The 13,641-nt window shown below is 66.5% G+C and carries 10 protein-coding genes; all 10 read left to right on the forward strand.

Translation table 11 applies throughout. The annotated features are described in order from the left end of the window. The first annotated feature begins 137 nt into the window (after nucleotides 1-137). The gene (locus ACNJX9_RS20150; protein ID WP_439409989.1) at nucleotides 138-857 is read left to right on the forward strand and encodes an outer membrane protein; all 720 of its coding nucleotides are present in this window, start codon (nucleotides 138-140) and stop codon (nucleotides 855-857) included. 467 nt (nucleotides 858-1,324) lie between these two features. Then, a complete protein-coding gene (gene dnaE, locus ACNJX9_RS20155) occupies nucleotides 1,325-4,828 on the forward strand; it encodes a DNA polymerase III subunit alpha (protein WP_439409990.1) in 3,504 nt (1,167 codons plus the stop codon). 129 nt (nucleotides 4,829-4,957) lie between these two features. Further along, nucleotides 4,958-5,698 (forward strand): carbonic anhydrase, encoded by a 741-nt coding sequence (locus ACNJX9_RS20160; RefSeq protein WP_439409991.1) that lies wholly within the window; start codon nucleotides 4,958-4,960, stop codon nucleotides 5,696-5,698. Nucleotides 5,699-5,851: 153 nt separating this feature from the next. After that, nucleotides 5,852-8,359 carry a caspase family protein gene (locus ACNJX9_RS20165; protein WP_439409992.1) on the forward strand — a complete coding sequence of 836 codons (2,508 nt, stop codon included), beginning with the start codon at nucleotides 5,852-5,854 and terminating at the stop codon, nucleotides 8,357-8,359. Between the two features lie 209 nt (nucleotides 8,360-8,568). Beyond that, the gene (locus tag ACNJX9_RS20170) at nucleotides 8,569-9,564 is read left to right on the forward strand and encodes a 30S ribosomal protein S2 (protein ID WP_057756082.1); all 996 of its coding nucleotides are present in this window, start codon (nucleotides 8,569-8,571) and stop codon (nucleotides 9,562-9,564) included. A 135-nt stretch (nucleotides 9,565-9,699) separates the two neighbouring features. After that, the gene (tsf, locus tag ACNJX9_RS20175) at nucleotides 9,700-10,623 is read left to right on the forward strand and encodes a translation elongation factor Ts (protein WP_439409993.1); all 924 of its coding nucleotides are present in this window, start codon (nucleotides 9,700-9,702) and stop codon (nucleotides 10,621-10,623) included. Nucleotides 10,624-10,684: 61 nt separating this feature from the next. After that, nucleotides 10,685-11,401: a UMP kinase gene (gene pyrH, locus ACNJX9_RS20180; protein ID WP_057756078.1), complete on the forward strand. Its 717-nt coding sequence runs from the start codon at nucleotides 10,685-10,687 to the stop codon at nucleotides 11,399-11,401. 66 nt (nucleotides 11,402-11,467) lie between these two features. Next, a complete protein-coding gene (gene frr / locus ACNJX9_RS20185; RefSeq protein ID WP_057756077.1) occupies nucleotides 11,468-12,031 on the forward strand; it encodes a ribosome recycling factor in 564 nt (187 codons plus the stop codon). Nucleotides 12,032-12,043: 12 nt separating this feature from the next. Beyond that, nucleotides 12,044-12,802, forward strand: coding sequence for an isoprenyl transferase (locus tag ACNJX9_RS20190; RefSeq protein ID WP_439409994.1), 759 nt, complete (start codon nucleotides 12,044-12,046; stop codon nucleotides 12,800-12,802). After that, a complete protein-coding gene (locus ACNJX9_RS20195; RefSeq protein WP_439409995.1) occupies nucleotides 12,799-13,641 on the forward strand; it encodes a phosphatidate cytidylyltransferase in 843 nt (280 codons plus the stop codon). Before ACNJX9_RS20190 ends, ACNJX9_RS20195 begins: the two co-directional genes overlap by 4 nt.

Raw genomic sequence — 13,641 nt, forward strand, 5'->3', positions numbered from 1 at the left:
GCGCTGCTAAACACTCGTTAACGAAGCCGGGCCCTTTGGCGCGAACTGTTGCGTCGAGGTTACAGCAATTTCGTCGATCATTGTTATGAGGACGCCAAGGCCGGGGGGCCCAACGACGAAACTGGAACGGGATTCAAATGAACAAGAATTTGTTGCTCGCTGCTGTGAGCCTCGTCGCGATCACCGCGGCCGCGCCGGCGCTGGCTGCTGACCTCGCTGCGCGTCCTTACACCAAGGCGCCTGCGATGATCGCCACGGTCTATGACTGGAGCGGCTTCTACATCGGTATCAACGGCGGCGGCGCTTCGGGTCATTCGACCTGGGATCTGACCGGCGTCGGTCGCGAAGGCTCGCACGATGCGACCGGCGGTACCGTCGGTGGCCAGGTCGGCTATCGCGTGCAGTCCGGCCAGTGGGTGTTCGGCCTCGAAGGCCAGGGCAACTGGGCTGACTTCACCGGCGACAACACCAGCGCACTGCTCGCTCAGCGCAACCGCACCAAGATCGACTCGTTCGGTCTGATCACCGGTCAGGTCGGTTACGCCTGGAACAACGTGCTCGTCTACGCCAAGGGCGGTGCGGCCGTCGTCGGCGTCAAGAACGAAGTGTTCAGCACCGCGACCGGCGGTCTGCTCGCCTCGAACAGCGACACCCGCTGGGGCGGCACGGTCGGCGCCGGCCTCGAGTTCGGCTTTGCGCCGAACTGGTCGGTGGGTGTCGAGTACAACCACATCTTCCTGGCGGACAAGGACGTCACTTTCACCGGCCTGAAGACCGACAGCATCAAGCAGGACGTCGACATGGGCCTCGTCCGCCTGAACTACAAGTTCGGCGGCCCGGTCATCGCCAAGTACTGAGCAACTCCGCTCTGGAAAGAGCTGACGTCGAAAGCCCCGGCCTTGCGCCGGGGCTTTTTTATTCCGTGAGTTCAGCGAGTTAACCATTTCGCTGCGAGGTGGCGGAGTTGGCTTGACTCCCGAGAACGAAATGAGAACAATGTTCCTCATACGTTCTGGTGATGGAGCAAGCCATGTTCAGGATTTTCGTGGAAGAAGCCGCTGCACTGACGTCGATCGCGCTGTTCGTCGGGATGATCGCGATCTGGGCCCAGGTCATTCCGCAGCTTTAGCCGGCGGGTCCTCTGGCTGACCCCCTTGGGGAAAAACGGGATGAGGCGGCGAAGCGGCAGCTACAGCGTGGACTCTGGCGCGGCGAGCCCCCACCATTGTGAGGCGAGTCGGCAAGGGTACTCCAATGGCGAGTGGATGATGATCCCGATGCCGGCGACCGCTCCATCCCATCTGCAAGAGGCCGTTACCCGACCATGCCGAGCGCCGGATTTGTCCACCTTCACGTTCACTCGGCCTATTCGCTGCTCAAGGGCTCGATCAAGATCGCCAAGCTCGGCGAACTCGCCAAGAAGGACCACCAGCCGGCGCTGGCGCTGACCGACACCGACAATCTGTTCGGTGCGCTCGAATTCTCCGACAAGATGGCCGGTTATGGCATCCAGCCGATCGTCGGCCTCGAGCTCGCGATCGATTTCGGCGACCAGGATCCCAACGCGCGCAACGCGCTGCCGCCCTCGCGCGTGGTGCTGCTGGCCGCCCAAGAGCGCGGCTATCGCAGCCTGATGCGGCTGAACTCGCGCGCGTTCCTCGAATCGCCTGATAGCCACGCGCCGTTCATCAAGTTCGACTGGTTCGACGGCGACACCGAAGGCCTGATCGCGCTGACCGGCGGCCCCGATGGCCCGATCTCGCTGGCGCTGGCGAGCGGCCAGGCCGAGGTTGCGGCCGCGCGGTGCGAGCGTCTCGCCGGCCTGTTCGGTGATCGCCTCTACGTCGAACTGCAGCGTCACAACATCGACAAGGAGCGGCGGATCGAGAGCGCCCTGATCGACCTCGCCTACGGCAAAGGCCTGCCGCTGGTCGCGACCAACGAGCCGTATTTCGCCTCGACCGACGATTACGAGGCGCATGACGCGCTGCTCTGCATCGCCGGCGGCCGGCTGATCGCCGAGACCGAGCGCGAGCAGCTCACGCCGGACCATCGCTTCAAGACCCGCGCCGAGATGGCGGTCCTGTTCGCCGACATTCCGGAAGCGCTGGCATCCACCGTCGAGATCGCCGAGCGCTGCTCGTTCCGCCCCCTGACGCGCAAGCCGATCCTGCCGTTCTTCACCGTCGGCGCCGCCGGCAGCACCGATGCGGCCGCGGTCGAGGCGGCCGAATTGAAACGGCAGGCGGAGGAGGGGCTTGCCAATCGCCTACGCGTGCACGGCCTGTCGCAGGGGACCACGGAGGAAGACTACAACAAGCGACTGGCGTTCGAGCTCGACGTCATCATGCGCATGAAATACGCGGGCTACTTCCTGATCGTGTCGGACTTCATCAAATGGGCGAAGAGCCAGGGCATTCCGGTCGGGCCGGGCCGTGGCTCCGGCGCCGGCTCGCTGGTCGCCTGGGCGCTGACCATCACCGACCTCGATCCGATCAAGTTCGGCCTGCTGTTCGAGCGCTTCCTCAATCCCGAGCGCGTCTCGATGCCGGACTTCGACATCGACTTCTGCCAGGATCGCCGCGGCGAGGTGATCAAGTACGTCCAGGAACGCTACGGCCGCGACCAGGTCGCGCAGATCATCACCTTCGGTACGCTGCAGGCGCGCGGCGTGCTGCGCGACGTCGGCCGCGTGCTGCAGATGCCCTATGGCCAGGTCGACAAGCTGACCAAGCTGGTGCCGCAGAATCCGGCCGCGCCGGTGACCCTGGCGGCCGCGATCGAGAGCGAGCCGAAGCTGCAGGCGTTTCGCGATGAAGATCCGATCGTGGCGCGTGCCTTCGATATTGCCCAGCGCCTCGAAGGCCTGACGCGGCACGCCTCGACCCACGCGGCCGGCATCGTGATCGGCGATCGGCCGCTGAGCGAGCTGGTGCCGCTCTACCGCGATCCCAAATCCGACATGCCCGTGACCCAGTTCAACATGAAATGGGTCGAGCCGGCGGGCCTCGTGAAGTTCGACTTCCTCGGCCTGAAGACGCTGACGGTGCTCGACGTCGCCTGCAAGCTGCTCAAGCCGCGCGGCATCCATGTCGATCTTGCCACGCTGCCGATCGACGATGCCGAGAGCTATCAGATGCTGGCGCGCGGCGAGGTGGTCGGCGTGTTCCAGGTTGAAAGCCAGGGCATGCGGCGCGCGCTGGTCGACATGCGGCCCGACCGTTTCGAGGACATCATCGCGCTGGTCGCGCTGTATCGCCCGGGCCCGATGGCGAACATCCCGACCTATTGCGCGCGCAAGCACGGCGACGAAGAGCCGGAATATCTGCATCCCGTGCTCGAGCCGATCCTGAAGGAGACCTTCGGCGTCATCATCTACCAGGAACAGGTGATGCAGATCGCGCAGGTGATGTCGGGCTATTCGCTCGGCGACGCCGATCTGCTCCGCCGTGCCATGGGCAAGAAGATCCGCGCCGAGATGGACAAGCAGCGCGACATCTTCGTCGCGGGCGCGGTGAAGAACGGCGTGCCGAAGGGGCAGGCCGAGACCATCTTCGAGCTGCTCGCCAAGTTCGCCGATTACGGCTTCAACAAGAGCCACGCGGCCGCCTATGCGCTGGTGTCCTACCACACCGCCTATATGAAGGCGCATTATCCGGTCGAGTTCATCGCAGCGTCGATGACGCTCGATCTCAACAACACCGACAAGCTTTCCGAATTCCGCTCCGAGGCGCAGCGCCTCGGCATCAAGGTCGAGCCGCCGAACATCAACCGGTCCGGCGCGACCTTCGAGGTCGGCGAGAAGACGATCTACTACGCGCTCGCAGCGCTGAAGGGCGTCGGCATTCAGGCGATCGAGCAGATCATCGAGGAGCGCACCAAGCGCGGGCTGTTCACCTCGCTCGCCGACTTCGCCGCGCGCGTCAATCCGCGTGCGATCAACAAGCGCATCATCGAAAGTCTCGCCGCCGCCGGCGCGTTCGACACGCTGGAGCCGAACCGCGCCCGCGTGTTCGCCGGCGCGGACTCGATCCTGGCCGCGTGCCAGCGCGCGCATCAGGCCGAGACCAGCGGTCAGAACGACATGTTCGGCATGGCGGCGGACGCGCCGACCATCATGCTGCCGCAGATCGAACCGTGGCTGCCGGCCGAAAAACTCCGCCGCGAATACGATGCCGTCGGCTTCTTCCTGTCGGGCCATCCGCTCGACGATTACGCCACGGTCTTGAAGCGGCTGCGGGTGCAGAGCTGGGCGGAGTTCTCGCGCGCGGTGAAGACCGGCGCCACCGCCGGCAAGGTCGCGGCGACCGTGGTGTCGCGCATGGAGCGGCGCACCAAGACCGGCAACAAGATGGGCATCATGGGCCTGTCCGATCCCACCGGCCATTTCGAGGCGGTGCTGTTCTCGGAAGGGCTTGCGCAATATCGCGACGTGCTGGAGCCGGGCGCGGCCGTGCTGCTGCAACTCGGCGCCGAGCTCCAGGGCGAGGACGTCCGCGCCCGCGTGCTGCATGCCGAACCGCTCGATGATGCCGCCGCCAAGACGCAGAAGGGCCTGCGCATCTTCGTGCGCGACACCAAGCCGCTCGACTCGATCGCCAAGCGCCTGGCTGGCCCCGAGGCGGCTGGCGCAAACGGTGCCGCGCCGAAAATCGGCAGTCCCGGCATTGCGCCGCGCGGAAACGGCGACGGCGAGGTCTCGCTGGTGATGATGCTCGACCTCGAGACCGAGGTCGAGATGAAGCTGCCCGGCCGCTTCAAGGTCTCGCCGCAGATCGCCGGCGCCATCAAGGCCGTCGCCGGCGTGGTGGACGTGCAGCAGATCTAGCTCCGGTCGCGATATCTCCGCGGCGTGCAACGCCGTGGATGCGGTAGTTTCGTTGCTCAATCTGCGCTATCATGATTGCGATGGTGCTCATTTATAAGGGCACGTCCGTTGCGCCGGGAGGAGCGGGACATGTGCGACCAATGCTCTGGAGCCATGCGGGACAAATTCGCGCCGTCGCGGCGATCGGCGCTGCTGCTGGCGGCGGCCGCGCTTGGCACCGCCTTCAGTGGCCGCGCCTTCGCCAAGCAGACCAAGGCACCGCCCAAGCCGCAGAACCTGCTATCGCCGGACGCGGCGCTGAAGCGGCTGATGGACGGCAATGCGCGCTACGTCGACGGCGTGACGCGGCGCCACGATTTCAAGCACGAGCGCGAGGCGCTGGCGGGCGGGCAGAATCCGTTCGCGGCGGTGCTGAGCTGCGCGGACTCGCGCATCGCGCCGGAATACGCCTTCGACACCGGACGCGGCGATCTCTTCGTCTGCCGCGTCGCCGGCAATTTCGCCGGCACCGAGACCGTTGCCAGCATGGAATACGCGGTCGCGGTGCTCAACACGCCGCTGATCCTCGTGCTCGGCCATGACGCCTGCGGTGCGGTCGATGCAACGCTGAAGGCGCTCAAGGACGACAAGCCGCCGCCGGGACATATCCCCTCTCTGGTCGATGCGATTGCGCCGGCTGCGAAGAGCGCGATGCAACAGGGCGGGGACGCGCTCGACAAGGCGATCCGCCAGAACGTGATCGACAATGTCGCGAAGCTGAAGGCGGCGGCGCCGATTCTCAACGGGGCCGTGGAGCAGGGCAAGCTGAAGATATCAGGGGGCATCTACCGGCTCTCGACGGGAACAGTGGATCTGATCGCGCAAGGCTAGGGCAGACGCAAAGACGGAAGCTTACGCGGAGCTGACGCGACTGGCCGATGCCATGCCGCCGCCTCAATCCGAGCCTTTCGTTCAACTGCCGTTCAGCCGGCCCCGCGTCTCATGCGTGGTGGACACTCAACAACAATAACGGGCGAGCAAGCCATGCGCGGGACACACAAGGCCTTCCTCTGCTTCCTTCTACCAATCCTCTTCGTCGCAGGCGTGATTGCTCCGGCGTGCGCCCAGCAGCAGGAAAAGCGCATCGCGCTCGTGGTTGGCAACGGCGCTTATTCCAAGTCGCCGCTGGCAACCGCCGCCAATGACGGCGGCCTGATCGCGCAAACGCTGCAGGCCGCGGGCTTCGACGTGGTCGGCGCGCGCGATCTCGACGGCGACACGCTGCGCAAGAGCCTGCGCGATTTCATCCAGAAGGCGCAGGCCTCCGGACCCGGCACCGTCGCGATGATCTATCTGTCCGGCTATGGGGTGCAGCTGGCCGGCGAGAACTATTTCATCCCTGTTGATTCCAACATCACGCGGGACACCGACATTCCGACCGAGGCGCTGCGCATCAGCGACTATGCCCGCCAGCTCGCCGCCGTCCCGCTCAAGGCCAACATCATCGTGCTCGATGCCGCGCGCGCGCAGCCCTTCGTCGAGGGGGGCCAGCAGCCGATCGCGAGCGGCCTTGCGCTGGTCGAGCCGGATCCGAACATGCTGATCGCCTTCAATGCGGCGCCAGGCACGGTGGCCCCCGAGGAGCCGGGACCCTACGGCATCTATGCGCAGTCGCTCGCCGAGATGATCCGCACCGGCGGCCTGTCGTTGCCCGAGGTATTCGACCGCGTCCGCCTGCGCGTCAACGAGGCCTCGAAAGGCGCGCAGGTGCCGTGGGACGACCACAAGATCTCCGCACAATTCACCTTCTTCGAGCGCGCGCCCGATGCGCCGCCGGCGGCCGCGCCCGACCAGGTCGCCGCGGTCCGCAACAAGCCGATCCGCGAACTCGGCGTGCAGGACGCCTATGCCGCCGCGCTCGAGCGCGACACGCTGCCGGCCTATGAGGATTTTCTCGCCGCCTATCCCGGCGATCCCCTGGCCAGGCGCGTGATGGCGATCGTCGCGGCGCGCCGTGAGGCGATCACCTGGCGGCGGACCTACCGCGCCGACACGCCGGACGCCTATTGGTCGTATCTGCGCCGCTATCCGCGCGGGCCGCATGCGGGCGATGCACGGCGCAGGCTTGCGATCCTGACCGCTCCGATCGAGCCGCCGCCGACTTTCGCGATGATGGATTACGACGTGCCGCCGCCGCCGCCGGAGGAGGTCGTCTATGTCGATCGTCCGGTGCTGTATTTCAGCGATCCCGTGTTCGACTTCGTGCCGCCGCCGCCCCCGCCGGTCTATTTCTGCCCGCCGCCGCCGCCTGATTTCGTGGTGCTGCCGCCGCCGCTGCCGGTGGTCGGCCTGTTCGTGCTGCCGCAGCCGGTCTTCGTGCCGATCCCGGCGTTCTACAATCCGCCGGCCTATGTCGCGCCGCCGCCGAACAACATCATCGTCAACAACATCCATAACACCACGGTCATCAACACCGTGATCAACCAGCCGCCGGCGCCGCCGCCGGCCGGCAATGCCGCTGCGGCCGCAGCTGTTGCCGCCAATGGCCCAGGCCGCCCGAGCGGGATGACGCAGGTGCCGAAGGTCGTGCAGCAGCAGGCGCAACAGATCCAGGCCAATCCGTCCCAGCGACTCACGCCGAGCCAGCAGGCGCTGGTCAGCAACCCCACGGCAAAGCCGGCGGCGATGAAGGTGATGCAGGTGCACGCGACGCCATCAGGGACCGGGACGCCGACCGGGGCGGCGCCGCCGGCATCGCCGCCGCCCGGTCATGCGCTTCCTGTTCCGGGGACGCAGAACGCGCCGGCTGCGCCGGCCGGTGCGGCACAGGGCCCCAACGGCAAACTGGCGCCGACGGCCGCAGCGCCCGCCAACGGTCAGCCTCAGGGCCATCCCAATACGGCAACCGCGCCTGCCACCACGACCGCCCCGGCCAACGCCGCAACCACGCCGGCCTCCAAGCCGCCCGTGGCACAAACACCGCCGACGGGCGCGCCGGACCCGCATGCCAAATCACTGGCGCATGAGCCGGCGGTGACGCCGCCGACCACGACCCCGCCGGGCAAGCCGGCGGCGACCGCGACGAACCCGGCCGTGACCACGACCACCGTGACCAACGGGAAACCGACGTCCCCGGCGTCGCCGACTTCGCCGCCAGTCGCGGCGCGGGAGCCGATCAAGCCGCAGGGGCTGCGGCCTGCAACGCCGTCGCCCGCGCAGGTCACGCGGACGCCGCCGCCGCAAGCGCCGCACCCGCAGGCGCTCGCGCGGCCAACGCCTCCGCCTCCGCCGCACGTGGCGCCGCCTCCACCGCGGGTCGCGCCCCCGCCACCGCGGGTGGCCGCGCCGCCGCCTCCGCCGCCGCATCCGCCAGTTGCAGCCGCGCGGCCTGCTCCGCCGCCTCCGCCGGTGGCCAGGCCGGCTCCGCCGCCGCCACCACGAATGGCGGTCGCGCCACCGCCTCCGCCGCGACCAGTCGCCCCACCGCCGCGACCGCCTGCGCCGCCCCCGCCAGCGGCGAAAAGATGCCCGCCTAACCAGCCGAAGTGCTAGCGGGCAGGGCGGAAATCCCGGAAAGGGCCTTTCGCGGGCGGTAAAAGCCCCGAAAGGCCCTTATTTCCTTGCTTCTGGCCGAAATGGCGCTATATAGCGCGCCATCTCACACGGAAGCATGGCTCACAAGGCCGTCCGGTGGCAGCCGGGGCGACATCGCTCCGTTTTGCTCACACGCTTCCGGAGGAACCAACCGGAGAATTCAAACGATGGCACTGCCCGATTTCACTATGCGTCAGCTGCTCGAAGCTGGCGTGCACTTTGGTCACCAGTCGCACCGCTGGAATCCGAAAATGGCTCCGTTCATTTTCGGCACCCGTAACAACATCCACATCGTCGACCTCGCCCAGACCGTGCCGATGCTGCACACGGCCCTTCAGGCCGTCAGCGACACGGTTGCCAAGGGCGGCCGCATCCTGTTCGTCGGCACCAAGCGCCAGGCACAGGACGGCGTCGCCGACGCTGCCAAGCGTTGCGCGCAGTATTTCGTCAATTCGCGCTGGCTCGGCGGCACGCTGACCAACTGGAAGACGATCTCGGCCTCGATCAAGCGCCTGCGTCACCTCGACGAAGTGCTGGCCGGCGGCGAAGCCAATTCCTACACCAAGAAGGAGCGCCTCACGCTGCAGCGGGAGCGCGACAAGCTCGACCGCTCGCTCGGTGGCATCAAGGACATGGGCGGTCTGCCCGACATGATCTTCGTGATCGACACCAACAAGGAAGACATCGCGATCCAGGAGGCCCAGCGTCTCAACATCCCGGTTGCCGCGATCGTCGACACCAATTCCGATCCGAAGGGCATCACCTATGTGGTGCCGGGCAATGACGACGCCGGCCGCGCGATCTCGCTCTATTGCGACCTGATCGCGCGCGCGGCGATCGACGGCATCTCGCGCGCTCAGGGCGAGTCGGGCGTCGACATTGGCGCGTCGGTTCGTCCGGTCGCCGAAGAGCTGCCGGCCCCGTCCTCGAGCGGCTTCCAGGGTCTTGCCGGTCCGCGCGGCACCGCCGACGACCTCAAGAAGCTCCCGGGCGTGTCGGGCGCGATCGAGAAGAAGTTCAACGACCTCGGCATCTTCCACTACTGGCAGCTCGCCGAGCTCGACCACGACACCGCGCACACGATCGGCGAAGAAGTCGGTCTGCCGAGCCGCGCGGATGCCTGGGTGGCCAAGGCCAAGGCACTGACCGCGGAAGCGGAATAGTCAAAACGGCGATGGGTTGGCCGGACGGGATCCGGCCACCATTCATTCAGTTGACGCGAATTCCTGAGATGGACCGCGGCGGGGCAATTGGAAGCCACGCCGCGGCAAACCGGCAGGCAAGAAGGATTTTCAACGATGGCAACGATCACAGCTGCGATGGTCAAGGATCTGCGCGAGTCGACCGGCGCAGGCATGATGGACTGCAAGGCCGCGCTGACCGAGAACGACGGCAACATGGAAGCCGCGCAGGACTGGCTGCGCAAGAAGGGCCTGTCCAAGGCCGCCAAGAAGTCGGGCCGTGTCGCGGCCGAGGGCCTCATCGGCGCGCTCACCAAGGGCAACAAGGGCGTCGTGGTCGAGGTCAACTCCGAAACCGACTTCGTTGCGCGTAACGGCCAGTTCCAGGGCCTCGTCAAGATGATCGCCCAGGTCGCGTTCGACACCGGCGCCGATGTCGAGAAGATCAAGGCCGCCAAGGTCGGCGACGTCACGGTCGAAGCCGCGATCAACGACGCGATCGCCACCATCGGCGAGAACATGACGCTGCGCCGCGCTGCTTCGCTCGAAGTGAGCCAGGGCGTGGTGTCGAGCTATGTCCACGGCGCGGTCGTCGATGGCGCCGGCAAGATGGGCGTGATCGTCGCGCTGGAATCGTCCGGCAAGGCCGACGAGCTCGCAAGCCTCGGCCGCCAGATCGCCATGCATGTCGCGGCCGCCAACCCGCTTGCGCTCGATCCCAGCGGTCTCGATCCGGCCGTCGTCAAGCGCGAGAAGGACGTGCTCGCCGACAAGTACCGCCAGCAGGGCAAGCCCGAGAACGTGATCGAGAAGATCGTCGAGTCCGGCCTGAAGACCTACTACAAGGAAGTCTGCCTGCTCGAGCAGGCCTTCATCCACGATACCGGCAAGTCGGTGGCGCAGGCGGTGAAGGAAGCCGAAGGCAAGGTCGGCGGTACCGTGAAGATCGCCGGCTTCGTGCGCTATGCTCTCGGTGAGGGAATCGAGAAGCAGGAATCGGACTTCGCGGCTGAGGTCGCGGCGGCCAGCGGCAAGAAGTAAGCGCTGGAACACCTCCTTCCGGCGTGCCGCCGGAAGCGGCGCCCGGACGAGGAAAGTGCTCATGACTGATCCGGTCTATCGTCGCGTCGTGATCAAGCTGTCCGGCGAATATCTCGCAGGACAGCAAGGCTTTGGCATCGATCAGCCGACCATGGACCGGGTTGCCGACGATCTGATAGCGGCCCGCCGGCTCGGATGCGAGGTGGCGGTCGTGATCGGCGGCGGCAATATCTTTCGCGGCGTCGAGGTCTCCTCGCGCGGCGTCTCGCGCACGACCGGCGACACCATGGGCATGCTTGCCACCATGATGAACTGCCTCGCGCTGGAAGCCACTATCGAGCGCAAGGGCGCGGCGGCGCGGACGCTGTCGGCGTTTGTCATGCCCGAGATTTCCGAGCTGTTCACGCGCACCGCGGCGCACAAATACCTCGCCGAGGGTCGAATCATCGTGCTCGGTGGTGGCACCGGCAATCCGTACTTCACCACGGACACGACGGCCGTGCTGCGGGCCGCCGAGATCGGCGCCGAGGCGGTGCTGAAAGCCACCAATGTCGACGGCGTCTACTCGGCCGATCCGAAGCAGGACCCTTCGGCCAAGCGGTTCGACCGGCTGACGCATTCGCAGGCGATCGAGGGCGGCTACAAGGTGATGGATGCGACCGCCTTCGCACTTGCCCGCGAGACGTCGCTGCCTATCATCGTATTTTCGATCGCGGAACCCGGTTCGATCGGCGCGATTCTGCGCGGTACCGGCCACGGGACTGTTGTCGCCGGCTGACGGCTCGTTCTGGCGCCCCGAAGCAGGGGCGCGGTGAGGTCGCCGGAACATTGAAGGAGAAACGTGATGGCCACGGGTAATTTCGACCTCAACGAAGTGAAGCGCCGCATGCAGGGCGCGGTCGCATCGCTCAAGCATGAACTTGGCGGACTGCGGACGGGCCGTGCATCGGCCTCGATGCTTGATCCGGTGCAGGTCGATGCCTATGGCAGTCACATGCCCCTCAATCAGCTCGCCACCGTCAGCGTGCCCGAGCCGCGCCTGATCTCGGTGCAGGTCTGGGACAAGTCGATGGTCAAGGCCGTCGAGAAGGCGATCGTCGATTCCAATCTCGGACTGTCGCCGGCAACCGAGGGCCAGGTGCTGCGCCTGCGCATCCCCGAGCTCAACGAGGAGCGCCGCAAGGAGCTCGTCAAGGTCGCGCACAAATATGCCGAGGCCGCCAAGGTCGCCGCGCGTCACGTCCGCCGCGACGGCCTCGATGTGCTCAAGAAGCTCGAGAAGAATCACGAGATGTCGGAGGACGACCAGAAGCGTCACGCCGACGAGGTGCAGAAGGCCACCGACGGCACCATCGCCGAGATCGACCAGCTGCTGGCCGCCAAGGAAAAAGAAATCCTCACCGTTTAAGGCCTTTTTTCCATGTCCAACGCCGCCGCGCCCGCAACGGACGGACCTGATCGGTCCGATGTGCCTGCGCATGTCGCCATCATCATGGATGGCAACGGGCGTTGGGCGGCCGCGCGGGGTCTGCCGCGGGCCGAAGGCCATCGCCGCGGCGTCGAAGCGCTGCGGCGTGTGGTGCGAGCCTCGCACGAGCTCGGCATCCGCTATCTCACCATCTTCTCGTTCTCGTCCGAAAACTGGTCGCGACCGGCCAGCGAGATCGGCGATCTCTTCGGTCTGCTCCGCCGCTTCATCCGCAACGATCTGGCGAGCCTGCATCGCGACGGCGTCAAGGTGCGCATCATCGGCGAGCGCGCCGGCCTCGAGGGCGACATCTGCGCGCTCCTCAACGAGGCCGAGGAATTGACGCGCGACAACACCCGCCTCACGCTCGTCGTCGCCTTCAATTACGGCTCGCGGCAGGAGATCGCGAAGGCCGCGCAGAAGCTCGCTCGCGAAGTCGCCGACGGCACGCGCGATCCTGCCACGATCGACGCCGACGCACTCGGCGCCCATCTCGACGCGCCCGACATTCCCGATCCCGATCTCATCATCCGCACCAGCGGCGAGCAGCGCCTCTCCAACTTCCTGATGTGGCAGGCCGCCTACAGCGAGCTCGTCTTCGTGCCGGTCCACTGGCCGGATTTCGACAAGGCGGCGCTGGAAAGCGCGGTCGCCGAATTCGCCAGGCGCGAGCGCCGTTTCGGCGGCCTGATTGCGAAATCAGCCTCGTGAGCGAACCCGACGCCGCACCGGCGGGCACGACGCCTGCTTCGAACAATCTGGTGATGCGAGTTCTCGCGGCGCTGGTGCTGGCGCCGATCACGCTGGCGCTTGCCTATGCCGGCGGCTGGCTGTGGGCGCTGCTCGTCACCCTGATCTCGATCGGGCTGTTCACGGAATGGCTGATGGTGGTGGGTGCAAGCTCGACCGCCCTGACCGGGGCAGGGACCATCGTCCTTGCCATGATGGGCTTGTGCGTTGCCGCCGGCGCGCTCAAGACTGCCGTCATTGTCGGCTGCATCGGCGGCGCGATCGTGACGCTGATTGCGCGCGGCAAGTTCATCTGGGCCGCGACCGGATTTGCCTATGCAGCGGCGGCGCTGCTGGCCTCGATCCTGGTGCGGAAGGATCTCGTGCACGGCTTCGCCGCGCTGATGTTCGTGCTGCTCGTGGTCTGGGCGACCGATATCGGCGGCTACTTTGCCGGCCGCGGGATCGGTGGGCCGAAGCTTTGGCCGCGCGTCAGCCCGAAGAAGACCTGGGCCGGCGCGTTCGGCGGCTTTGTGGCGAGCCTTGCGGTTGCGGGCGGCTTCGCCGCTTTCGGCATCGGAAAGGCGGTGCCATTGCTGTTCGTCAGCGCCGTCCTGTCGGTGGTCTCGCAGGCGGGCGACCTGTTCGAATCCGCGGTGAAAAGGCGCTTCGGCGTCAAGGATTCCAGTCACTTAATTCCCGGCCATGGCGGGCTATTGGACCGTCTGGACGGCTTTGTCGCCGCCATCCTGGTGGCATGGATTATCGGCTTTCTCCGCCATGGTGTGCATAGCGCCGGAAGCGGTCTTATGGTTTGGTGA

Source organism: Bradyrhizobium sp. BLXBL-03, assembly GCF_051853015.1.
Classification (GTDB): domain Bacteria; phylum Pseudomonadota; class Alphaproteobacteria; order Rhizobiales; family Xanthobacteraceae; genus Bradyrhizobium; species Bradyrhizobium manausense.